The 23047-nt window shown below is 70.2% G+C and carries 20 protein-coding genes; 7 read left to right on the forward strand and 13 right to left on the reverse strand.

Annotated features, from left to right (window positions below):
* Positions 1-12: 12 nt before the first annotated feature.
* From V1457_RS06750 to V1457_RS06765, 4 genes are all read left to right on the forward strand, one after another.
* Entirely contained in the window at positions 13-3255 is a 3243-nt protein-coding gene (locus V1457_RS06750; protein ID WP_307849844.1) for an arabinosyltransferase domain-containing protein, read from the forward strand.
* A gap of 172 nt (positions 3256-3427) precedes the next feature.
* Positions 3428-4435 carry a glycosyltransferase family 2 protein gene (locus tag V1457_RS06755; protein ID WP_200068141.1) on the forward strand — a complete coding sequence of 336 codons (1008 nt, stop codon included), beginning with the start codon at positions 3428-3430 and terminating at the stop codon, positions 4433-4435.
* Entirely contained in the window at positions 4422-4826 is a 405-nt protein-coding gene (locus V1457_RS06760; RefSeq protein WP_200068140.1) for a GtrA family protein, read from the forward strand. The genes V1457_RS06755 and V1457_RS06760 overlap by 14 nt, the downstream gene beginning before the upstream one ends.
* Complete coding sequence (locus tag V1457_RS06765; RefSeq protein WP_338601497.1) at positions 4823-6091, forward strand: NAD(P)/FAD-dependent oxidoreductase; 1269 nt, start codon at positions 4823-4825, stop codon at positions 6089-6091. The genes V1457_RS06760 and V1457_RS06765 overlap by 4 nt, the downstream gene beginning before the upstream one ends.
* A gap of 133 nt (positions 6092-6224) precedes the next feature.
* On the opposite strand, the gene V1457_RS06770 is transcribed toward V1457_RS06765, so the two are convergent.
* The 6 genes from V1457_RS06770 to glf all read right to left on the reverse strand — a co-directional run bounded on the left by V1457_RS06770 (position 6225) and on the right by glf (position 13353).
* Positions 6225-7163, reverse strand: a complete 939-nt coding sequence (locus tag V1457_RS06770; protein ID WP_338601500.1) for a hypothetical protein — start codon at positions 7161-7163, stop codon at positions 6225-6227.
* A gap of 112 nt (positions 7164-7275) precedes the next feature.
* A complete protein-coding gene (locus tag V1457_RS06775; RefSeq protein WP_338601503.1) occupies positions 7276-8235 on the reverse strand; it encodes a hypothetical protein in 960 nt (319 codons plus the stop codon).
* Between the two features lie 139 nt (positions 8236-8374).
* On the reverse strand, positions 8375-9331 hold the full coding sequence (locus V1457_RS06780; RefSeq protein ID WP_233626697.1) for a decaprenyl-phosphate phosphoribosyltransferase: 957 nt from the start codon (positions 9329-9331) through the stop codon (positions 8375-8377).
* 205 nt (positions 9332-9536) lie between these two features.
* Complete coding sequence (locus V1457_RS06785) at positions 9537-10055, reverse strand: phosphatase PAP2 family protein (RefSeq protein ID WP_200068660.1); 519 nt, start codon at positions 10053-10055, stop codon at positions 9537-9539.
* A gap of 123 nt (positions 10056-10178) precedes the next feature.
* On the reverse strand, positions 10179-12167 hold the full coding sequence (locus V1457_RS06790) for a glycosyltransferase (RefSeq protein WP_307849841.1): 1989 nt from the start codon (positions 12165-12167) through the stop codon (positions 10179-10181).
* Position 12168: 1 nt separating this feature from the next.
* The gene (gene glf / locus V1457_RS06795; protein WP_200068139.1) at positions 12169-13353 is read right to left on the reverse strand and encodes a UDP-galactopyranose mutase; all 1185 of its coding nucleotides are present in this window, start codon (positions 13351-13353) and stop codon (positions 12169-12171) included.
* Positions 13354-13636: 283 nt separating this feature from the next.
* Here glf and V1457_RS06800 point away from each other — a divergent pair, with 283 nt between their 5' ends.
* Positions 13637-14875: a glycosyltransferase 87 family protein gene (locus V1457_RS06800; protein WP_338601512.1), complete on the forward strand. Its 1239-nt coding sequence runs from the start codon at positions 13637-13639 to the stop codon at positions 14873-14875.
* A 7-nt stretch (positions 14876-14882) separates the two neighbouring features.
* On the opposite strand, the gene V1457_RS06805 is transcribed toward V1457_RS06800, so the two are convergent.
* On the reverse strand, positions 14883-15698 hold the full coding sequence (locus V1457_RS06805) for an HAD family hydrolase (protein ID WP_295142594.1): 816 nt from the start codon (positions 15696-15698) through the stop codon (positions 14883-14885).
* A gap of 172 nt (positions 15699-15870) precedes the next feature.
* Between V1457_RS06805 and V1457_RS06810 the strand changes: the two genes are divergently transcribed.
* Complete coding sequence (locus tag V1457_RS06810) at positions 15871-16746, forward strand: LLM class flavin-dependent oxidoreductase (RefSeq protein WP_200068136.1); 876 nt, start codon at positions 15871-15873, stop codon at positions 16744-16746.
* 144 nt (positions 16747-16890) lie between these two features.
* Here the strand turns inward: V1457_RS06810 and V1457_RS06815 are convergent, their stop codons facing one another.
* Positions 16891-17505 (reverse strand): cupin domain-containing protein, encoded by a 615-nt coding sequence (locus tag V1457_RS06815; protein WP_338601517.1) that lies wholly within the window; start codon positions 17503-17505, stop codon positions 16891-16893.
* Positions 17506-17605: 100 nt separating this feature from the next.
* Between V1457_RS06815 and V1457_RS06820 the strand changes: the two genes are divergently transcribed.
* Positions 17606-18241 carry an endonuclease gene (locus V1457_RS06820; protein ID WP_338601520.1) on the forward strand — a complete coding sequence of 212 codons (636 nt, stop codon included), beginning with the start codon at positions 17606-17608 and terminating at the stop codon, positions 18239-18241.
* 39 nt (positions 18242-18280) lie between these two features.
* On the opposite strand, the gene serS is transcribed toward V1457_RS06820, so the two are convergent.
* The 5 genes from serS to V1457_RS06845 all read right to left on the reverse strand — a co-directional run bounded on the left by serS (position 18281) and on the right by V1457_RS06845 (position 22928).
* Positions 18281-19546: a serine--tRNA ligase gene (gene serS, locus V1457_RS06825; protein ID WP_200068133.1), complete on the reverse strand. Its 1266-nt coding sequence runs from the start codon at positions 19544-19546 to the stop codon at positions 18281-18283.
* Between the two features lie 77 nt (positions 19547-19623).
* Positions 19624-19872 carry a hypothetical protein gene (locus tag V1457_RS06830; protein WP_200068132.1) on the reverse strand — a complete coding sequence of 83 codons (249 nt, stop codon included), beginning with the start codon at positions 19870-19872 and terminating at the stop codon, positions 19624-19626.
* Positions 19869-20927: a hypothetical protein gene (locus V1457_RS06835; protein ID WP_200068131.1), complete on the reverse strand. Its 1059-nt coding sequence runs from the start codon at positions 20925-20927 to the stop codon at positions 19869-19871. The genes V1457_RS06830 and V1457_RS06835 overlap by 4 nt, the downstream gene beginning before the upstream one ends.
* Before the next feature lie 117 nt (positions 20928-21044).
* Positions 21045-22211: a glutathionylspermidine synthase family protein gene (locus V1457_RS06840; RefSeq protein ID WP_200068130.1), complete on the reverse strand. Its 1167-nt coding sequence runs from the start codon at positions 22209-22211 to the stop codon at positions 21045-21047.
* A gap of 3 nt (positions 22212-22214) precedes the next feature.
* The gene (locus V1457_RS06845) at positions 22215-22928 is read right to left on the reverse strand and encodes a hypothetical protein (RefSeq protein WP_233626572.1); all 714 of its coding nucleotides are present in this window, start codon (positions 22926-22928) and stop codon (positions 22215-22217) included.
* Between the last annotated feature and the right edge of the window lie 119 nt (positions 22929-23047).

Raw genomic sequence — 23047 nt, forward strand, 5'->3', positions numbered from 1 at the left:
GAGGACGGTGCCGTGGAGCCCAGCAGCCCGGTCCGCGCGGACGACCCGGACATCGCGCAGCGCTCCCGCCTCGACGAACTGGAAGCGCGGGCGGCGCTGCGGGCTCGGTGGGCCGCGCACTCGCTGGCGCTGTTCGCGGGCGTGGCCGGGTTGATCTGCGCGCTGGTGCTGCCGTTCGCGCCGGTGTGGGCGGACCGCACGGACGTGCATTGGCCGTCCGCCGAGGAACCCGCGGTGTCCACGACCGCCCTGCTCGCTCCCTACCGGCCTGCCGAATTCACCGCGACGGTGCCCTGCCCGGTGCTGCGCACAGCGCTGGACAAGCCCGCGCCGACGACCTTGCTGTCAACCTTGCCGCCGGGCAGCGACCGCGAAGGCATGGTGCTGAGCACCGCGGCGGGCGAGCCGGAACTGGTGCTCGGCCAGCGCGAAGTGCCGCTGCCGCCGCTGCCTGCCGACTGCGACCTGACCGTGCGCGCGGACGGGCACGACTCGCAGGTCTCGATCGGCGACAGCCCGGTGATCACGCTGCCGGGAGTCGCCGCGCCGGAGGTCTTCACCTTCCGCACCGGGCTCGCGCCGCCGGACGCGGCGCAGCTGTCGGTCGACGCCCGCACCTACTCGTGGTTCGAGACGTCCCCGACGCCGCTGAAGAGGTCGCTGGCGCTCACCGCGATCCTGCTCGCCGCGGTGTCGCTGCTGCTGCTGGTCGCGCACGCGCCGCCGACGTGGACCGGGGTCCGGCTGGCACTGCGCCGACGCATTCGGTGGAACACTTCACTAATACTGCTGACTGATGCCGCGGTGGCTGCCGCGCTCGCGTCGTGGCTGGTCATCGGACCGCTCAGCGATGACGACGGCTTCGCGATGCTGACCGTGCGCAATTTCGCGGAGACCGGCGACATCGGCAACTTCTACCGCTGGTTCAACGCCTCGGAAACCCCGTTCACGCTGGTGCAGCACCTGATGCGCTGGGTTTCCGACTACAGCCTGGCGCCCGCGTGGCTGCGGGTGCCCAGCGTCGTCGCCGGTTTCCTCACCTGGCTGGTGCTCGGCCACGGCATCGTCGCGCGGCTGTGCCGGGGCACCCGGCGAGTGCCGCTGCACCTGTTGACCGCGGTGTTCTTCCTCGTCTGCTGGCTGCCGTTCGACCTGGGCATCCGGCCGGAGGCGTTCGTCGCGCTCGGCACCGCCGGTGTCGTCGCGGCGCTGCTGCGGGCGAGCGCCGAAGGCGCGCGCTCGCCGTTCGGATGGCTCGGCGCCGCCGCGTTGCTGACCGGGCTCACGGTCGCTGTCACGCCCACCGGGATCGCCGCACTGCTGATCGTGGCGATGTTCGCGCCGCGGATCCGGCGCCTGTTGCTGCGCCCCGGGACGGTCAGCCGGTGGCTGGTGTTGCCCGCACGGGTCGCGCTGCTCGGCTGCCTCGGCGCGGTCGGTGTGGTCGCGATGTTCACCGACTCCACCTGGAACGGGCTCAAACAGGCCAATGCCGTGCACAACGAGTTCGGGCCGAGCCTGGGCTGGTACCAGGAGATCGACCGGTACGCGGAGCTGCTGGGCACCACCTCGTGGGGCTCGGCGGGCAAACGGCTGGCCGTGCTGCTGACGGTGACCGCGGTGCTGATCACCGCCGGGTGCGCGATGCGTGGATTGCACCGCATGACGCGGATGCCGGAGCTGCCGTTGCTGCTCGGCTCGGTGGTCGCGGTGTTCGCGACGCTGTGGTTCACGCCGTCGAAGTGGACGCACCACTTCGGCGCGCTGGCCGGTCTCGCGCCCGCGCTGCTGGCGGCGACGGTGGTGCTGCTGTCCCGGACGGGCGTGCTGGAGTCCGCGCGGCGGGAGGCGAAGCTGCTCGGCCTGTTCGGCGCGGTGGCCGCCGCGGTCGCCGCCGCGCTGTCGTTCATGGGGCCGAACTCGTGGTGGCAGTACTCCGATTTCGGCATGGCGTGGTCGGACGCCCCGGTGCGGCCGCTGGGATTGCCGCTGGACAGCCCGCTGGCGTGGCTGGCAGCGGCCGCCGTCGTCGGGCTCGCGGCATACGGACTGGTGCGGCTGCGGGTGCTCGCTTCGGCGGTCACGCTGCCTGCTTCTTCGCTGTTCACGCTGTCCGCGCTGGTGATGGTCGGGGTGCTGCTCGGCTCGTTCGCGCAGGCGCCCGCCAAGGCCGGCGAATTCTCCATCGCTCAGTCCAATTGGGACAGCGTTCGCGCGCGCAGCTGCGGCATCGAGAACGAGGTGGAGACGCTGCCGCTGGCCGAGAACGGCACGCTGCGGATCACCGACGGCCCGCTGGACGACACCGGCGAAGCAGGCAGCGGCGAGACGGGCAGCGGCTTCGCCGCGAATCAAGGACGTCCCGGATGGCCCCCGCAGGAACCGCTGCTGCGCCGCCCGCCGGGCGAGCGACCGCTGCGCCCGACCGGCCCGGAAGCGACACCGGCCGAGGCGAGTCCGCTGATGTGGGACAGCCTGGCCAACGGGCCGCGGACCGTCGGCGAAGTGACCACCGGCTGGTTCGAGCTGCCCCGCCCGCGCCCCGGGCAAGTGCTGTCGGTGTGGGTCGCCGGACGCCCCGAGCAGGGCAACGACCTGCGCATGGAGTTCGGCGGCTCGACCGGTTCCGGGACGCGCGGCCTCGGCTCGCGAACGCTGCGGGACGCACCGCCGCAGCAGCTCCCGTTCGAGGATCCGCGGATGGGCAGGCCCGTCGACTGGCGCGACTTCAGCTCCTGGCGGCTGCTCACCGTAGACGCGAACGAGTTGCCCGCCGGTACCGACCGGGTGCGGCTGCGCGCCACCGACACCACCACCGACGAGCAGGGCTGGCTCGCGTTCGGCGGCCCGGCGGTGCGAGATGTGGTGCCGCTGCGCGACGTTCTGGACGGCGGGCGGCCTGCGCTGGTCGATTGGCCGATCAGCTTCCTGTTCCCGTGCCACATCGACTACCCGCGCGTCACGCGGGGCACCGCGGACAGTCCGGGCGTGCTGGTCACCCCGCCCGGCGGAGAAGGCTCGATGGCGTTCGACCCGTCCTACGGCGGTGTGTTCACCGGCGCGCTGAGCCAGTCCCGCCGCCTGGAGACTCCGAGCCGGTTGCGCGGTGCGCCCGGAGTGATCTGGGGCCACGTGCTGTCGGTGAGCTACGACGTGGAACGGGACGCCTACGACACCCGCACCCGCCGCGTGCGGCAGGGCGGCGCGGACGGCGACGGCGAGTACCCGTTCGAGCCCGGCAACCTGCATCCCTGACCCCGCGCGCACATAACGATCAAACGATCGGGCTGCGAACCGCGGCCGTGCTGCGCAAAACTGATCGTGCGCGAGTGCGCCCGGCACCGCCCCGCCCGGGCCCGTTCCACGGGCAACGCACCGGCGGTCCGCGGCGTCCACGCAGCGGGTGGGAGCGAGGGAGGTCTTTCAGGTGGCGGAAACGATCGGCGAAGCCGTACCCGTGCCGTCGCCGGAACCGCGGCGCGAGCGCGCGAGAACCGGCCTGCGGATCTGCTACGTCCTGCCGGTCTACAACGAAGCCGAGGGCATCCGCGGTTTCCACCGCGCGTTGCTCGCGGCCACCGGGACGCGCCCCGAATTCGACTACGAGTTCATCTACGTCAACGACGGTTCCGCGGACCGCTCGCTGGTGATCCTGCGGGAACTCGCCATCGCCGATCCGCGGGTGCGGGTGCTGGACTTCGCCCGCAACTTCGGCCACCAGATCGCCATCACCGCTGGCCTGGACTACGCCGACGGCGACGCGGTGATCGTGATGGACACCGATCTGCAGGATCCGCCGGAGGTGAGCCTGGAGCTGATCGACGCCTGGCGCGGCGGTGCCGAGATCGTCTCGGCGCGGCGGCGCAGCAGGCAGGACACCCGGTTCAAGCGGCTCACCGCGCACACCTACTACCGGCTGCTGCACACCTGGGCCGAAGTGGACATCCCGACCGACACCGGCGATTTCCGCCTGCTCGACCGGCGCGCGGCCGAGGAGCTGCGCGGCTTCCGCGAACGCAGCAGGTTCATCCGCGGCATGGTCGCCTCGATGGGGTTCCAGCACACCGAGGTGCTGTTCGACCGGGACGAGCGCGCCGCGGGCGAGACGAAGTACCCGCTGCAGCAGATGGTGCGGCTGGCCGCCGACGGCGTCACCGGTTTCTCCACCGCACCGCTGAAGCTGATCACTCGGGTGGGGTTCGTGAGCTTGGCGCTGGCCGCGATCGGCATCATGTACGCGGTGGCGATGCGGCTGCTGTGGCCGTCGATCACCGTTTCCGGCTGGACGATGCTGATGGTGGTGATGTTGTTCCTCGGCGGGGTGCAAATGCTGTCGCTGGGCGTGATCGGCAGCTACATCGGGCGGATCTACCACGAGGTCCAGCAGCGGCCGCTGTACATCGTGCGCAGAGAGATCCGGCATGACCAGGACTGAGCAGCAGGTCAAACTGCCGCTGCCGAGCCGCGCGCTGGTGCTCTACGGGATCATCGGAGTCTGCGGCGTCACCCTGGACTACCTGCTGTTCCTGCTGCTGTTCAACGTGGCCGGGATGCACGAGCAGGTGGCGAACGCGATCAGCACCAGCGTGGGCATCGCGAACAACTTCGTGTTCAACGCCTGGTTGAACTTCCGCACCCGGGACCGGCTGCTGCGGCGGTTCGCCCGGTTCTACACGGTCGGCCTGGCCGGGATGGCGCTGACGTTCCTGCTGCTGCAGCTCGGCTCCGGGGCGTTCGGCTGGAATCCGAACCTGGTCAAAGCGGCCGCGATCCCGCTGGTCGTCGGGCTGCAGTACTTGATCAACAAGAGGTGGAGTTTCGGATGAAGCTGGGTGTCGTCGGTGCGGGTGCCACCGGCCTGACCGCCGCGTTCGACGCGGTCAAGGCCGGCCACGACGTGACCGTGCTGGAAGCCTCCGGCGAACTCGGCGGGCTCGCGGCCTCGATCGAGGTGGGCGGCACACCGCTGGAGCGGTTCTACCACCACAGCTTCAAGACCGACCGGGCGATGATCGAGCTGGTCGAGGAGCTCGGCCTGGGCGACAAGCTGCGCTTCCACTCCCCCGCCACCGGCGTCTACTACGGCGGGCGGACGCACCCGTTCGGCACACCGGCGGAAATGCTGCGGTTCCCCGAGTTCTCGCTGCTCGACCGCCTGCGGTTCGGGGCGAGCTCGGCGGCGCTCAAAGCGGTCCGCGACGGCTCCCGGTTCAACTCGGTGCGCGCGCTGGACTGGATGCGCCGCTGGGCCGGGCCCCGGGTCACCGAGACCATCTGGGAACCGCTGCTGACCGGCAAGTTCGGCGAGCGCGCAGGTGAGATCTCGATGGCCTGGCTGTGGGCGCGGATCCACTACCGCACGTTCGGCCTCGGCTACGTGCACGGCGGGTTCGAGCAGGTGTACCGGGCGCTGCTGGAGGCGGTGACCGCCCGCGGCGGGCGGGTCGAGTTCGGCAAACCGGTCAGCTCGATCAGCCAGCCCGACCTGGTGGCGGTGGGCACCGCCGACGGCGCCGAGTACGAGTTCGACCGGCTGGTCGTGACGGTTCCGCAGCCGGCGTTCGCCCGCGCCGCCGACCTCGAATCCGACGACGTGCTGTGGCGCAACCAGTACCTCGGCGCCACCTGCTTCGTGCTGGAGTGCGAGCGGAGCCTGATCCCGTACTACTGGCTGAACATCAACGACACCGAGTTCCCGTTCCTCGCCGTCGTCGAGCACACCCGGATGGTCGACCGCGCCGAGTACGGCGGGAAGCACGTGGTCTACGTCGGCAACTACGTGCCGCGCGACGACTGGCGGTTCACCACCGAGCCCGCCGAGCTGCTGGAGCGCTACATCCCGTGGCTGCGCAAGCTGAACCCGGACTTCGACGAGTCGTGGATCTCGAACTGGCACTTCTCCAAGGCCGGTTTCGCGCAGCCGATCGTCACCCCGGAATACCGCTCGCTGATCCCCGCGCACGAAACCCCGATGCCCGGCGTCACGCTCGCCACCATGTCCCAGATCTATCCGCAGGACCGCGGGCAGAGCTATGCGGTGCGGATGGCGCACGACGTCACCCGCCGCCTCGGGCTCGACCGCCCGTCGTGAGCAGGCAGCGGCGGTAGCGGGCGGAATCAGCGGCCCCGCCGCGCAGAACCGCTCAACGCCCGGGCCCGGAGGTGCGGCGCCCGCGCGGTGAGCGGTCGGCAAGGCGGTGCGGCCCGGAGGCGCTGGCCGCGGGTCAGCCGGCCAGCAGCTCCTCGGTGCTGGCGGTCACCCCGTCGGCAGCGGTCTGCCAGGGGGTGCCATCGGGCTGCAGGGTGAGCAGCACGACGATCTTGCCGTCCGCGATGCCCGTGGTGTGCATGGCTCGCCGGGTGAGGTCCACGTCGCCGTTCGCCGCGAACGGCCGCGCGCCGCCGCGGCTTTCCGCCGAAGCCGACGCCTTGGAGCGCTGGACCGGTTCCGAGGACAGCAGCTGCCCGGTGCGCGCGGGATCGTCGGAGTCGTTGCACTCCTGTCCCGGCGCGGGACCGTCGCCGAAGCCGGACCAGCCCTGCTTGGCCGCGTCCGCCTCGGGCGCGGCGCTGGGCAGCCCGAAGGACTGGTCGAAACCGTCCGCGGCGCACTTGGTGTGCTTGCCCAGGTTCGTCAGCACGAAGTCCCGGGTGCGGGCATCGGTCTTGTCCAGGACGTAGCGGTAGGTCTTGGCGATGTCGGAGGCGCTGGTGCCGGTGTAGCCCCAAACGCTCGACTGGTCGGCGGGCGGCGGCACGGTGTCCTGCAGCCCCATCTTGGCGACCGAGCGATCGATGATCTCGGCGCCGCCGTTGCGCACCCAGAAATCGCTGGCCGCGTCGTCGTTGCTGGATCGCAGCATCGGCTGCAGCAGCAGCTTGTCCTCCTCGGGGATCGGCTTGGCCTGGTCGAGGCGTTCCAGGTGGTCCACGGCGATGAGCAGCTTCACCACCGACGCGGCGCGGAACTTCCGGTGCTCGTCGTGCTTCGAACGGACCTTCCCGCCCGACTCGTCCATGACGACGTGGGCGGCGGTGGAGTTCGCGGGAAGTTCGGCGGCCGAGGCGACTCCCGGAGACGCCAGCAGTGCGAGGCCGACCGCCGCGGCACCGACGAAACGACCGAATTCCTTGGCATGTTTGAGGTTTCGAATACTGGCCACGAGCGGACCCTATGCCGCTACGCGGCCGAGTGGTCCACTTCGGACGGAAGATCGGGGATTCCCTTCGACAGCCCGGAAGAGATCGCAGAACCCCGGAGGCCCGCCGCGGAGATCAGCTCTGCAGCAACTCGCCGGTGCGTTCGGACACCGCGTCGGCCGCGGTCTGCCAGGTGGTGCCGTCGGGTTGCAGCGTGAGCAGCACGACGATCTTGTCGTCGACGATGCCGGTGGTGTGCATGGCTCGCCGCGTCGTGTTCGGGTCCGCTGCCTGCTCCGCCGCGGCCGGGACGTCGTCCGCCGCGGTCGGGACGTCGTCCACCGGGGCCGGCGCGCGCACCGCCTGCCCCGCGAGATCGGCCAGTAGCTCACCGGTGCGGGCCGGATCGTCGGAGCCGTTGCACCTGCGGCCCGACGCGGGCGAGGCGCCGAAACCGGACCAGCCCTGCTTGACCGCACCCACCTCGGGCGCGGCGCTGGGCAGGCCGAAGGACTGGTCGAAACCGTCGGCGGCGCAGGCGGTGTGCCGCCGCAGGTTCTCCAGCATGAAATCCCGAGTGCGGGGATCGGCCCCGTGCCTGATGTAGCGGTAGGTCGCGGCGACGTCCGAAGCGCTCATCCTGGTGTAGCCCCAGGTGGTTTCCTGGCCCGCCGGCGGCGGTTCGGTGTCCGACAAGCCGATCTTGTCCACCGCGCGTTCGATGATCTCGACCCCGCCGCCCTCCGCCCACAAGGCGGTGGCCACGTCGTCATTGCTGGAGCGCAACATCGGCTGCAGCAGCAACCGGTCGTCTTCGGTGATCGGCACGTCGGGATCGAGCCGTTCCAGGTGGTCCAGCGCGATGAGCAGCTTCACCACCGACGCGGCGCGGAACTTCAGGTGCTCGTTGTCCTGCGACTCGACCTCGCCGCTCGCGTCGTCCACCACGACGTGGCCCGCGGTCGAGCCGAGCGGGAAATCCGCCGACCACGCGAGGCAGGAAACTCCGAGGAACGCGGCGCAGCCCACCGCTGCGCTCACCGCCAGCACCGGTCTGCGCCGCGATCGGACACCGGCCTTCTGCACTGCGCACATGCCGGTGAGACTACGAACGGAGCGGGCGAAAAGGTCGTCCTTGCGGCGACAACCGGGAGGACCCCGCGGCAACCCGCGAAAAGCAGAACGCTCGACCGGGAAAACCCCGGTCGAGCGTTCGCGTACTTCCGCCGGCGGTTTACAGGTAGTACGCCAGGAACAGGCAACCCGCGAGGCAGGCGCCCAGGACCAGCAGGACCTTGTCCTTGAGCGCGACCTCTTCCGGCTCGCCCGCGACGCCCTTGTCCACGTCCACCGCGTACCGCAGGATCGCGATCACCATCGGGATGATCGAGATGATGCCCCAGCGGGACTGCTCGATCGCGCGGATATCGTAGGCCCACAGGCAGTAGTTCATGATCGTGATCGCCGCCGAGATGGCCCAGACGAACCGCAGGTACGACGGCGAGTACGCCTTCAGCGACTTGCGGATCTTCGCGCCGGTCTCGGCGGCCAGCTTCACCTCGGCGTAGCGCTTGCCCGCCACCATGAACAGCGAGCCGAACGCCACCACCAGGTAGAACCACTGGGTGATGACCAGCCCGGCCGCGGCACCACCGGCGACCGCGCGCAGCAGGAAGCCGGAGGCGACGATGCACAGGTCGATCACCGGCTGGTGCTTGAGCCCGAAGCAGTAGCCCAGCTGCACCCCGATGTAGACCGCCATCACCGTCAGCAGGCCCATGCTGACCACGCCCGAGATCACCAGCGAGCCACCCAGCAGCAGCCCGCACACCAGGTACGCGACCGGCAGCGGGATCAGACCGGCCGCGATCGGCCGGTTCCGCTTGGTCGGGTGCTGGCGGTCGGACTCCACGTCGATGGCGTCGTTGATGAAGTAGATGCCCGAAGCGGCCATCGAGAACACCACGAACGCCAGCGCCGCGTCGGCGAGGATCGTCGGGTCCCACAGCGCGCCCGCGGTGAACGGGGCGGCCAGCACCAGGACGTTCTTCACCCACTGCTTCGGCCGCAGCTCCTTGATCAGGCCGCTGATCAGGCCGCCGACGGTGCCCGCCTTCGCGGTCACCTTCGCGTGGTAGGCGTCCGAGGACTTGTCCTTGTCGTCCTCGGCCTGCTCGGTGGTCTCCTCCAGCACGGCGGCGCTGCCGCCGGCCTCCGAGCCGATGGAGCCGTCCGCGTCGGCCTCGACCTCTTCGCGCGCGGCCTGCTCGCCGTCGGTCTCCGTCACGACCTGGCCGTTCTCGCCAGCGTCCTCGTGCGCGGCCGCGACACCGTTCGTCCCGGCGGCGCCGGAATCGGTTTCGGGTTCGCTGACGGTCGCGCCGCTCTCGTTCTTGTCAGCCACGGTTCCTCCGCCGTCTCATGAACCGCCGCACGCCCAGCGCCACGGCACCGCCGAGCGCCGAGCCGGCGAGAACATCGCTCGGGTAATGCACCCCCAGCACCATCCGGCTGACCATCATCGGCGGCACCAGCGCCGGGGTCAGCCGCTTGCCGACCAGGCCGCCGTAGAGCACGGCGGCGGTCGTGGTCGACGTCGCGTGCGAGGACGGGAAGCTGAGCTTGCTCGGCGTCCCGACCAGCACCTTCACCTGCGGGTCTCCCGGGCGGCTGCGCCGCACGACCCGCTTGACCGCGATCGAGGCGCCGTGCGCGGCGGCCACCCCGGCCGCGGCCGTCACCCACTGGCCGCGGCGCTTGCGGTCCACCACGGCGCCCAGGGCGCCGATCGCCAGCCAACCGGCCGCGTGCTCGCCGAACAGCGACATCGCCTTGGCCGCCTTGACCACCGGCGGCTTGGCCAGCGTGCCCTGCACCTTGCGCAGGGCGAGGGTCTCGTTGGTGACCTCCGGCATCGGTTCGTCCGTGCCGGGAATGAACTCCTGCTCCGCGGCGCCGGTCGCGCCTGGTTTCGTCGTCGGTTCAGCAGTCACTTCGTCTCCGGGGTCGGGGCAGGATGGTCTGCAGCGGGGGCGTGCTCACGTCTCGTCGAAGACCTGCTTCCAGGACTCCGGGCTGGTCAGCTCGGGCAGCGCCGCGCGGTAGCGCTCGCGCAGCCGCGGCCATTCCTGGGCCAGCCTGCGGTAGTTCGCCAACGCGCGGAACCCGAGCCTGCGGAACTCCTCCGGGTCGCGGCGCCGGAACGCCACCCCGCTGCCGTCGGCGTTGGACACCGTCGCGCTGTCCAGCGCCCCGAGCAGGAACCAGCGGGCGCTGTCCGCGGGGATGTTCAGCTGCGGGCGCTCGCCCGCTTCGCGCTCCGGATCCTTCAGGTTGTGCAGCAGCGCCTTGGAGGCGCGCGCGGCGATCACGGCCGGGTTCACCGGCGGCTTCAGCAGGCCCTCGGCCATGATCGGGTCCGCGGACGGCGGCGGGAACTCCCGCGCCGACGGCAGCGTCTTCGCGTCGTCGTAGTGCTTGCGCAGCTCGACCACCTCGGGCCGGGCGGTGCGCAGCGAGCGGAACAACTCGTCCGGACCGGACAGGAAGTCCTCGATCGCCTTCTGCTGCACCGCGACCGTGGAGTACTCCATGGACAGCAGGTGCCGCAGGGTCAGCTTCAGGCCCTGCTTGACCAGGACCTGGCGCACCTCTTCCGGGCTGTGCAGCGCGGCCATGATCAGCCGGTTGCGGGTGTGGAAGTAGGCCGTCCAGTCGGTGGCGTCGTTCTTGTCCGTCCACGGCATGTGCCACACCGCCGCGCCCGGCAGCGTCACCGTCGGGTAGCCGCGCGCGGCCGCGCGGATCGAGTACTCCGCGTCGTCCATCTTGATGAACAGCGGCAGCGGCAGCCCGGTGTTCTCCACGACCTCACGCGGGAACAGGCACATCCACCAGCCGTTGTAGTTCGCGTCGATCCGCTTGTGCAGCTTCTTGCTCTTGCGCAGCGGGGTCTTCGCGAAGTCGTAGTCGGTGACCGCGCCCGGCGCGGCCCGCCAGATGCCCGCGCCGACGTCGACGACCTCGCCCATGGTGTGCAGCCGGGACCGGGCCTGCAGGTTGAGCATGTGCCCGCCGACGATCACCGGCTGGGTCGCGGCGCGGGCGAAGGCGTTCGCGCGCAGCACGCCGTCCGGTTCCAGCGCGATGTCGTCGTCGAGCAGCAGCACCTGCTCCGCGTCGGAGTTGTGCACGCCCTCGTACATCACGCGGGTGAAGCCGCCGGAGCCGCCGAGGTTGGCCTGCTCGATCACCTGCAGCTTCTCGCCGAGCCGCTCGGCGGCCAGCTCGAAGCCCTCGGTGTCGCGGATCTTCTGCCCGCCCTGGTCGGCGACGACGACCTTCTCCACCACGTCCAGCACCTGCGGGTCCTCACCCAGGGTCTGCAACGCGACGACGCAGTCCTGCGGGCGGATCGTGGTGGTGCCGACGACGACCTTCTGCTTGGGCAGCTCGACGTCGGTGGTCCAGGCCGCCTCGTCGATCTCCAGCGCGGTGTCGTTGGTGAACACGTCGAACCAGATCCAGCCGCCGTCCTCGAACGGCTGCATCGCGACCCGGAACTCCAGGTAGGTCCAGGCCTTCCCGCTGGACACCGGCGCACCTTCCAGGTGCACGCTGTCGCCGTTCGGCTTCGAGCGGTAGACGTCGAGCCGGCCCGCGCCCTTGACCTTCAGCCGCAGGACCACCTCGTCGACCTTCGTCCAGCGCTTCCAGTAGCTGGCCGGGAAGGCGTTGAAGTAGGACGCCAGCGAGATCTTGTTGTGCGCGGGCACCTTGATCGACCGGCGGGACGACACGGTGGTCGTGCCGACCTGCGGCTCGTCGATGTAGAGCGCGCGCACGTCCAGCGGGTCCTCGCCGCGCGGGAACACCACGCGCTGCAGCACCTGCTCCGGCGCCACCTTGCGGCGGCCGCCGGAGCGGACCGAGGTCACGTCGCTGAGCTTGCTCTCGCCCTCGGTGGCTTGGCCGGTCCCGGCGGGCTGCGCGGCAGCCCCGGACGCGGCGGGGGTCCGGTCGGTCACGTCAGTCCTCCAGCGAGCCGTCCAGGAGGCGGCCCTCGGTGAAATATGGGACGAGCTTGTTGTCGAACATGCTCAACGCCGAGCCGATCGCCATGTGCATGTCCAGGTACTTGTAGGTGCCCAGGCGGCCACCGAAGATCACGCCGCGGTCCTTGGCCTCCGCCTTGGCCCGCTGCCGGTACGCCTCCAGCTTCGCCCGGTCGTCGGTGGTGTTGATCGGGTAGTACGGCTCGTCGCCGCTCTCGGCGGCCCGGGAGTACTCCCGCACGATGACCGTCTTGTCCTTCGGGTAGTCCCGCTCCGGGTGGAAGTGCCGGAACTCGTGGATCCGGGTGTAGGGCACCTCTTCGTCGGCGTAGTTGAGCACCGGCGTGCCCTGGTAGTCGCCGGTCGGCACGACCTCGGACTCGAAGTCCAGGGTGCGCCAGCCCAGCTCGCCCTCGGCGTAGTCGAAGTAGCGGTCCAGCGGCCCGGTGTAGACGACCGGGGCGTCCGGCAGCTCGCCGCGCACGTCGAAGTAGTCGGTGCTCAGCCGCACCTCGATGTTCGGGTGCTCGGCCATCTTCTCCAGCCAGGCGGTGTAGCCCTCGACCGGCAGACCCTCGTAGGTGTCGTTGAAGTACCGGTTGTTGAAGGTGTAGCGCACCGGCAGCCGGGTGATGTTCGCGGCGGGCAGTTCCTTCGGATCGGTCTGCCACTGCTTGGCCGTGTAGCCGCGGATGAATGCCTCGTAGAGCGGGCGGCCGATCAGCGAGATCGCCTTCTCTTCGAAGTTCTGCGCCTCGGCGGTGTCCACCTCCGCGGCTTGTTCGGCGACCAGCGCTTTCGCCTCGTCCGGCGAGAACGCGCGCCCGAAGAACTGGCACAACAGGCCCAGGTTCATCGGGAACGAGTAAATCTGGTCCTGGTGCCGGGTGAACACCCGGTGCTGGTAATCGGTGAAATCCGTGAACCGGTTGACGTAGTCCCACACCCGTTTGTTCGAGGTGTGGAACAGGTGCGCGCCGTAGCGGTGCACCTCGATCCCGGTTTCCGGTTCCGGTTCCGAATAGGCGTTGCCGCCGATGTGGTCACGTCGGTCCAGCACCAGCACCCGCTTGTCCAGCTGGGTGGCGGCGCGCTCTGCGATCGTCAGTCCGAAAAACCCGGAACCAACAACGATCAGGTCATAGCCTGCGAAGCTCACAGCCGTCGAGGGTAGCGGCCGCCGGCGCGCGCTCCGAAACCGCGTTGACGTTCTTCGCCCGATGCCGTTACCACCCGTGTTTTTCCTGGCCATACGGGTGGTCGGAAGTCCGATCAGGACGGATTGGGTACCACGAACAGTGATATTTCGCCACACTCCGGAGTCGTCTGCGGCAGTGCGCGCGGATCAATATCGCTCCGGTCGGCGACCCGCTCGGCGAGTCGGATTCGGTAGCATCGTCGCCGCCCGCGAGCAGCCCTTGACCGGGAAGGTGATCGAAAGCGTGACTCGGGTACGCGACGGCAGGTACCTGCTGGTCACGGCGATAGTCCTGGAAGTGCTCGCGATCTGGTTCGTGCACTGGATCGACACCCGCGGATACATGGACACCGAGATTTACCGGCTCGGTGCCCGAGCGTGGCTGAACGGTTACGAGATCTACAGCGGCGATCTCACTCCGGAAAGTCCGGACAGCAGCACGCTGCCGTTCATCTACCCGCCTTTCGCGGCGATCGTGTTCAGCCCCCTGATGGCGCTGTCCGAGGACGGCGCGGTGGTCGCGGTCGCGATCCTGTCGCACTTGTCGATCCTCGTCACCGCGTATTCGCTGGCGCGCTCCTCGCCGTATTCGGCCCCGCGCGCGGGATTGGTCGCGGTGGGCACCGCGGTGCTGCTGCCGTTCATCACGTTGATCGAACCGGCCCGGGACACGATCAACTACGGGCAGATCAACCTGGTGCTGATGGCGCTGGTCGCCGCGGACTGCCTGCTGCCGCGCACCCGCTGGCCGCGCGGGCTGCTGGTCGGGATCGCGGCGGCCGTCAAGCTCACCCCGCTCGGGTTCCTGCTGCTGTTCCTGCTGCGCAAGGACTTCCGGGCGTTGTCCATCTCGGCGTGCACGTTCGCCGCGACGGTGCTGGTGGGGTTGCTGGCCGCGCCGAACGACTCGGCGGACTGGTGGCTCAGCGAGATGTGGTCCACCGGCGAGGACATGGGCGCGGTCTACGCGGGCAACCTGACGCTGCGCAGCCTGCTGGCCAAGCAGGACATCACCGGCGGTGCGCTGGACGGGCTGTGGATCGGCGGCTCGGTGCTGCTGCTGGTGCTGGCCGTGCTCGGAATGCGCTACGCGCTGACCACGCGCAACACCCCGCTGGCACTGATGATCAACGCGATCCTGGTGCTGCTGATCTCGCCGATCTCCTGGTCGCACCACTGGGTCTGGGCGGCGCCGACGCTGGCCCTGCTGTTCGCGATGGCGCTGCGGCACCGCTGGTACGGAGTGCAGCTGTCGGTGCTGTTCGCGACGCTGGTGGTGCTGATCGGGCCGCAGTGGTACTTGCCCTACACCGACGACAAGGAACTGAACTGGACGTTCTCGCAGCAGGTGGTCGGCAACGCCTACACGCTGTTCGGCATCGGTTTCCTGATCGCCGCAACGGTCGCGTTCTTCCTGCACCGCGATCGCGCGGCCACCCCGGCTCGGCCCGAGCCCGCCGCCGTGGCGGGCCCGGGAAGTTGATCCGCGGTCAGTTCGTCCACCAGCGCTCCAGGACCTGCGCGACGCCGTCCTGGCTGTTGCAGGTGGTGATTTCGTCGGCCACCTCCAGCACACCGGGATGGGCGTTGCGCATGGCGACGCCGTGACCGACCCAGTCCAGCATCGGAATGTCGTTGGGCATGTCGCCGAAGCCGATCACCGCATCCTGCTCGACGTCGAGCTCGCCCGCCACGAACGCCAGCCCGCTGGCCTTGTCCACCCCCGGCGAGGACAGCTCGACCGGACCGCCTCCGATCGAGCAGGTCAGGCACAGCCGGGAACCGAGCACGTCGTGCACCGCGGGAGCCATGTCCGCGCCCCGGTGCTGCTCGTGCAGCACCATCAGCTTCGCCGCGGGCCGGTCGAACAGCTCGTCCGCGCCGGTCACCCGGATGTCCCGGTTCGGCCACACGCGGTGGAACCCCGCCTCCGCGAGGAATTGATCGTCCACCCGGTCCCGGGCGCGCTCGGTGGAGCGCTCCACCGCGAACGTGCAGCCGGGCAACGCGTCCCGCAGCTCCCGTGCCGCGTCGCGCAGCCGTTCGGGCGGGATGTCGGTGCTGTGCAGCACGCGGTCGGCCTCGGCGTCGTAGATGACCGCGCCGTTGGAGCAGACGGCCACGCCCGCGACGCCGAGCCCGTCCACGATCTGCGGCACCCAGCGCGGCGGCCTTCCGGTCACGAGTACGAAAGGGGTGTCCGCCGCGACCGCGCGCACGGTGCGCGCGGTCCGCTCGCTCACTCGCACCGACGGGTCCAGCAGGGTGCCGTCCAGATCGGATGCGACAAGATCCGGTTTGTTCACGCGATCATGCTGGCGAGCCGCAGGTCAGCATTGGTCCGGATTAATCTGTCTTCACCTGAGCGTGTGGATCTTTCCTGAATTGGGCGAAACCGGATCGAGTTGTGTGCCGGGCCGCGCGGCACGGACCGCATCGGGTCGAACACATCTGGGTAGTACCGATACGGTCATCGATGTGCGCGTTGGGATTGTGATACTGCCCGAACACCGGTGGTGGGCCGCGGAACCGCTGTGGCGGATGGCCGAGGAATACGGCTTCGCCCACGCCTGGACCTACGACCACCTCGGCTGGCGATCGCTGGTCGACAAACCCTGGTTCGACGCGGTGCCCACGCTCACCGCAGCGGCCACGGTCACCTCCAACATCCGGTTGGGCACGCTGGTCGCCTCGCCCAACTTCCGGCATCCGGTGCACTTCGCCCGGGAGGTGCTCGCGCTCGACGACGTCTCCGACGGGCGGATCACGCTGGGCATCGGTGCGGGCGGTCCCGGTTTCGACACGACGGTGCTCGGCGGGGCGCAACCGGACGCGGGCACCCGCGTGGACCGGTTCGCGGAATTCGTGGAGCTGCTGGACAAGATCCTCACGCAGGACTGCACCACCTGGTACGGCGAGCACTACACGGCGGTGGAAGCGCGCCGGGCGCCCGGCTGCGTGCAGATGCCGCGGCTGCCGTTCGTGATCGCTGCGAACGGGACGCGCAGCATGCGGCTGGCCGCGCGCTTCGGCCGGGGCTGGGTCACCACCGGCCCGGCCGCGGAGGACGACCTCGAAGCCTGGTGGCGCGGGGTGGCCGAGCTGACCAAGCGGTTCGCGGACACGATGGCCGACGAGGGCCGCGATCCGCAGCGGGTGCAGCGGTACCTGTCCGCGGACGCGGCGCCCGCCTACTCGATGCGCAGCCTCGAGTACTTCCGCGAGGTGGTGGGACGGGCCGAGGAGCTCGGCTTCACCGACGTGATCACGCACTGGCCGCGCACGGACGAGCCGTACGCGGGAACTGAGTCGACCGTGGAGGACATCGCGGCAGAAGTGCTGCCGGAACTGTGAGTTTCCGGCGGTACCGCCGCATTCGTCCGGATTCTTCGGAACAAGGCCGCCCGGCGCGCGAATCGGTCCTGATCCCGATTCGCCGTACGGGCGGGTCCACGCGGTCTCCGGGACGAATCGCGGATCACCGCGGCTTCCGACCGGTCAAGCAGCGGAACCGGCATCGCCCAGCAGGGTGGCGCCGACGGCCAGGAATTCCGCGGCCGCATCGGGCGCGACCAGCCGGTGCAGCACGTTCGAGCTGAAGCTGACGCTGTCGCCGGGCGACAACGTCACCGCGTCCTGCTCGAACTCGATGCGCAGCTGCCCGCTGAGCACGTACAACCAGTCGTGCCCCTCGTGCTGCACCGGCCGCACCCCGGAACTCGTCGGCGACAACCGGTAGCGGGCCGCGTACATCCCGGGGATCACCGAGCGCGGCGTGAGGACCTGCACCGCGATGTCGCCGTACTCGACGGTCGGCACCTCCTCGGCGCGCAGCACGACCGCGGCCGGGCCGGGGGCCTCGTCGGTGAACAACTCCGCCAGCGCGACCTGCAGCGCGTCCGCCAGCCTGGTCAGCTCCGCCAGCGACGGGGCGACATCGCCCTGCTCCACTCCCGCGAGGTGTTCCTCGCTGAGTTCGGCCCGGCCTGCGAGATCCCGTTGCGGCAGCTCGCGGGTGGTGCGCAGGCGGCGTATCCGGTCGCCGAGCCCGGTCAGCACACGGCTGTGCGCCGCACCGCGCGATCCGTGCACCTCGTCCGAGTGATCCGACACGCTCACCACCATAAGCGCGCGGCAGGTGCCACGCGCTGCGCTCGTCGCGGTGTGCCCGCTCGCCCGCACGGGTAGACCGGCGCCCGAGGAGGTGCCAAAGATGTCCGAGCAAGCCACGGCTCGCGCGATCATCCGCGAAGCGGGCACGAGCTACGCCGCGCAAGCAGGTTTCACGCTCACCGACAAGCCCTCGCAGCTGTACCGGCTGCTGGTGCTGTCGGTGCTGCTGTCCACCCGCATCAAGGCCGAGATCGCGGTCTCCGCCGCCCGTGAACTCGGCGCGTTCCCCACCGCCCGCCGGATGCGCGAGGCCACCTGGCAGCAGCGCGTCGACGCGCTCGGCCGCGGCAGCTACGTCCGCTACGACGAGAGCACCGCTACCGCGCTCGGCAACGGTGCCGATCTGCTGCTCGACAAGTACGGCGGCGACCTGCGCAAGCTCCGCAAGGAAGCGGGCGGGGACGTGCGCCGGATCAAGGAACTGCTGCGCGAGGTGCCCAACCTCGGCCCGGTCGGCATCGACATCTTCTGCCGCGAAGCGCAGGCGGTGTGGCCGGAACTGCGGCCGTACTTCGACAAGAAGGCACTCTCCGGCGCGGAGAAGGCGGGGCTGCCGAAGGACGCGGGCCGCCTCGCCGAGCTGGTGGACGCCGCGGACTACGCCCGCTTCTCCGCCGCGCTCGTCCGGATCACGCTGGAAAAGGGACTGCTGGAGGAGATCAAGGCCCCGGCCTGAGCCGGCCGCCGTGCTCGGTGACCCGGTCACCGAGCACGTTCACGCCACCGGCTCCAGCACTTCGCGCCCACCGAGGAACGGCCGCAGCGCCTCGGGGACCAGCACCGAACCGTCCGCCTGCTGGTGGTTCTCCAAGATCGCCACGATCCACCGCGTGGTGGCCAGCGTGCCGTTCAACGTCGAAGCGAACTGGTTCGGCCCCTCCGCCTCGCGGTAGCGGGTGTTGAGCCGCCGCGCCTGGAAGGTGGTGCAGTTCGAGGTGGAGGTCAGCTCGCGGTAGGCGCCCTGCGAGGGCACCCAGGCCTCGCAGTCGAACTTCCGCGCCGCGCTCGCACCGAGATCACCGGCGGCGATGTCCACCACGCGGTACGGCAGCTCGAGCTTGGTGAGCATCTCCTCCTCCCAGGCCAGCAGCCGCTCGTGCTCGGCCCGGGATTCCTGCTCGCGGCAGTAGACGAACATCTCCAGCTTGTTGAACTGGTGCACGCGGATGATGCCGCGGGTGTCCTTGCCGTACGAACCGGCTTCCCTGCGGAAGCAGGTCGACCAGCCCGCGTAGCGCAGCGGGCCGCCGGACAGCTCCAGGATCTCGCCGGCGTGGTAGCCGGCCAGCGGGACCTCCGAGGTGCCGACGAGGTAGGCGTCGTCCTCCTCCAGCCGGTACACCTCGGTCGAGTGCTCGCCGAGGAAACCGGTGCCGTCCATGATCTCCGGACGCACCAGCACCGGCGGCACGACCAGCGTGAACCCGGCCGCGGTGGCCTGCGCGGCGGCCATGTTCAGCAGCGCCAGTTCCAGTTGCGCGCCGACGCCGGTGAGGAAGTAGAACCGGGCGCCGGAGACCTTCGCGCCGCGTTCCATGTCGAACGCGCGCAGCCCCTCGCCCAGCTCCAGGTGGTCCTTGACGTCGAAGTCGAATTCGCGCGGGGTGCCGACGTGCTTGAGCACCGCGAAGTCGTCCTCACCGCCGTGCGGGGTCTGCGGCTCGACGACGTTGGAGACCTTCTTCTGCGCGGCCAGCAGCTCGTCGTCGGCCGCGCCCTGTTCCGCTTCGGCTTCCTTGACCTGCGCGGCCAGGTCCTTGGCCCGGGACAGCAGCTGCTCGCGCTCGTCGCCCTGGGCCTTGCCGACCTGCTTGCCGAGCTGCTTCTGCTCGGCCCGCAACGTGTCCGCGCGGGAGACCGCCGACCTGCGCCGCTCGTCGGCGGAGAGCAGAGCGTCCACCAGTGCCGCGTCCTCACCGCGGGCGCGCTGCGAAGCGCGCACGGCCTCCGGGTTTTCGCGAAGCGTCTTCAGGTCGATCACAGCAGGTCAGCCTAGCGGGCCGCACCGGCCAGGGACCGCACGGGTGGCGGCCGGGCGCCGCGCAGCCGCGGGCGCGGTCACGTCGGCTCCGGACTCGCCCTGGACTCGGTCTCGAGCGCCGCCAAGATCCAGTGGTGCACCCGGACGTCGCGGTACACGACCTCTTCCCGAGCCGGGCGGGACACGCCACGGCGAACGCTGCCGGAAGTCGATCCGGGGGCGTGGTCCCCGGTGAAGTCGACCCGCGAGGCGGGAACCGCCCGGAAGGTCAGCTCCGCGGCCGCCACGGTGGCGGTCCACGACACTTCCGCGTCGTGCTCGGTCACTCGTCGCTGCGACGACGGCGCGGTCGCGGCTCCCGGCGAGGGTCCTCGCCGGACCGACCCCCTTTGGGGATCCTCGCGCGCCCCGAACGGCCGCGAGGCTCGCGGGCATCGCCCTCGTCGGTGCGGCGCCGCGACCTGCCTGCTGCTTCGGTGCCGTCGGATTTGCGTTCGGTGCTGCCTTCGGATCTGCGTTCCGCGCTGCGTTCGGAGCCGCGACCGGCGGCGCTGCCGGCGGCTCTCCCAACGCCCCGGCCGGCTTCCCCGGCGATGCGGCGAACGCCTCCCGCAGCCCGGCCGACCCGCTCGCCCAGCTCCTCGGCCGTCCGTCCGGCACTCGCACCGACGCCTTCCGCTGCGCGGCCCGCGCCCGAGCCTGCCTCTTCCGCCGCGCGACCGGCTCCGGCCCCGACGTCATCGACCGCTCGTCCCGCCCCCGTGCCGACCTCTTCGGCTGCGCGGCCCGCCCCCATGCCGACCTCTTCCACAGCCTGACCCGCTCCCGTGCCGACCTCTTCCACAGCCTGACCCGCTCCCGTGCCGACCTCTTCCACAGCCTGACCCGCTCCCGTGCCGACCTCTTCCACAGCCTGACCCGCTCCCGTGCCGACCTCTTCCACAGCCTCACCGGCACCGGATCCGACATCGCGCAAGGCGGCTCCGGCTCCCCGCGTGATCTGCTCCAGGATCTCCGGATTCCGGTCGATCGTCTGCAACACGCGCTCGATGATCGCGGCGACGTTGCCGAGCCGGACCTTCAGCAGCGCCTCCGCCTCCACGCCCTTGATGTCCAGGCCGACCCGCCCCAGCGTCACATCCGCCCCGACGTTCAGCCGCAGCAGATCGAGGACCTCCGCCGACAGCGAGACCTTCGCGTGCAGGTCCTCGACTTCCAAGTTGATCTCATCGACCTTCAGCACCGGCACGTCGAGCAGCACATCCGGCTCCTGATCACCGGCGCGCTGCTCGTCCGCCGCGCCGGACTCGGGCCGGATTTCGTCCTGCCGCTGCTCGTCCGGGCCGGTGCCGTCGTCTTGCGGCGCTTGGCTGTAGGGCATCGGTCCCACCCCGCTGGCTCGTCGGGGCGTGCCCTCCCCCTTGGCGGAACGCCCCACCAGCCCACGAAAACACAGTTCAGCGCGGCATGTCGCGCCGGACAGGGGACACCGCGGAGATCAGGAACCCGGGATGCGGTGCGGAACGAACGCGGCCCCGTCGTCCGTGATCAGCCCCGCGGTCTCCCGGATGCCCAGGCCCGCCGCGGAGTCGCCGACCACCCAAGCGCCCAGCGCCGGGCGCATCCCGTCGAACTCCGGCAGCGGATCGAACGCCTGGTAGACGAAGCCTTCCTCGCCGTAGACCCCGCCGGTGTCCAGCTCCCAGCCCGGCGCGACCACGCTGATGTTGTTGCCCTCGCGGCCGAGCCGCGGTTTGCGCACGTACTCGGTCAGCAGGCCCGGCTGGTCCAGGAAGGTCGGCAGCAGGTTCGGATGGCCCGGGTACATCTCCCACAGCACCGCGAGCAGCGCCTTGTTCGACAGCAGCATCTTCCACAGCGGCTCGATCCACTGCGTCGCGGGCAGGCTGTGCACCGCGTGCTTGCCGAACTCGTCGTCGACCATCCACTCCCAGGGGTAGATCTTGACGGCGGAGCTCATCGGGGATTCTTCGAGGTCGACGAAGCGCTCCAGCAGGCTGTCCCAGCCGATGTCCTCGATGACCAGGCCGACGGTGTCGATCCCGGCCTCCGCGGCGGTCTCCTGCAGGTACGCGGAGGTGATGTTGTCCTCGCCGCTGGTGTCCGCGCCGGACCAGGTGAAGTGCACCTCGTTGGAGGAGAGCTGGTCCTTGATCTCGCCCCAGCGCTCGACCAGCTTCTCGTGCACGGAGTTCCACTGGTCGTCGCCCTCGTGGCACTCGGTCAGCCAGTGCCACTGCACCACCGCCGCCTCCAGCAGCGAGGTCGGGGTGTCGGCGTTGTACTCCAGCAGCTTCGCCGGGCCGGAGCCGTCGTAGCGCAGGTCGAACCGGCCGTAGAGGTGCGGATCGCCGCGCTTCCAGGAATCGGCGATGTGCGGCCAAGCCCATTCCGGGATGCCGAAGTCCTTGAACCGCTCGGTGGTGATCACGTGGTCCACCGCGTCCAGGCACATGGACTGCAGCAGTTCGACGTCGGCCTCCAGGGACAGCACCTCGTCCAGGCCGAACTCGTAGTGCACGGCCTCGTCCCAGTACGGCCGCCGCGATCCGTCGGCGGCGCGGGCCGGCGAGCCGAACACCAGGCCCAGTTCCTCGATCTTGCGCTGCCAGTCCGGCCGTCGTCCGGTTGTCCTGCGACGCACTCGTCAGCTCCCGCTCGTGCCCTTGCTGTTGATGCCGAAACCGCCGCGGGACACGGTCGTTCCCTTGCCGTCCTTGACCGTGGCGCCGGACGGCTTGTTGAAGTTCGGCGAGTTCACCGTGCCGCCCACCGGCGGGGCCGAGGTGCCGGGCTGGGTGTAGCCGTAGCGGTAGGAGTGGCCCTGCCCGGGAATCGGCGTGCTGGTGCCGGGGAAGAAGATCGGCATGAACATCATGCCGCCGCCGGTCGGGTAACCGCCCTGGCTGCGCACGTAGTCCTCGTTGCACAGCTCCGGACGCTCCACCGTGGTCTGGCCGGGCTGCTGGTCGGCGGCGGCGCAGTACTGCTCGACCGCGTTCTTCTGCTCGCTGTAGGCCGCACCGGAGTAGAACGCCGACACCAGCGCCACCACGCCCACGGTGACCCCGCCGCCGACCATCACGCGGCGGCGCTTCTGCGTCTTGCGCTCCGCTTCGTCGAGCTCGCGCTGCTCCTGCTCCTCGCGGCGCTTCTCGGCGGCGACCCGGGCGCGCTGCTCGCTCAGCGTCGGCTCGCGCGGCGTGGCCGTCTCCGCGTCCTGCTGGCGCACCCGGCCACGCGGCGCGTGCACCTGCTCGGTCGGCTCGTCACCGTTGGTCCCGCCGGTCCGATCAGCGCCGGAGGGCTGCTGTCCGTCGGGGGATTCGTCCTCGCGCCGTGGTCTGTCCTGCTCAACCAATGGTCTGCCATCTTCCCGTCATCGCCCGCTCCCTGCGGCAACCCTACCCATCGCCGCCCCGGGCAGGGGATGCAATGCCGCAACGCAACCGGACACGAATCGGTTTCGACACGTTGTCT

The organism is Saccharopolyspora sp. SCSIO 74807 (assembly GCF_037023755.1).
Taxonomy (GTDB): Bacteria; Actinomycetota; Actinomycetes; order Mycobacteriales; family Pseudonocardiaceae; genus Saccharopolyspora_C; species Saccharopolyspora_C galaxeae.

Coding starts and splice junctions, on each gene's coding strand:
- V1457_RS06760 (WP_200068140.1), top strand. CDS start 4,422: ATGACCAGGACTGAGCAGCAGGTCAAACTGCCGCTGCCGAGCCGCGCG.
- V1457_RS06765 (WP_338601497.1), top strand. CDS start 4,823: ATGAAGCTGGGTGTCGTCGGTGCGGGTGCCACCGGCCTGACCGCCGCG.
- V1457_RS06775 (WP_338601503.1), bottom strand. CDS start 8,235: ATGTGCGCAGTGCAGAAGGCCGGTGTCCGATCGCGGCGCAGACCGGTG.
- V1457_RS06785 (WP_200068660.1), bottom strand. CDS start 10,055: ATGCCGGAGGTCACCAACGAGACCCTCGCCCTGCGCAAGGTGCAGGGC.
- V1457_RS06820 (WP_338601520.1), top strand. CDS start 17,606: ATGTCCGAGCAAGCCACGGCTCGCGCGATCATCCGCGAAGCGGGCACG.
- V1457_RS06835 (WP_200068131.1), bottom strand. CDS start 20,927: ATGCCCTACAGCCAAGCGCCGCAAGACGACGGCACCGGCCCGGACGAG.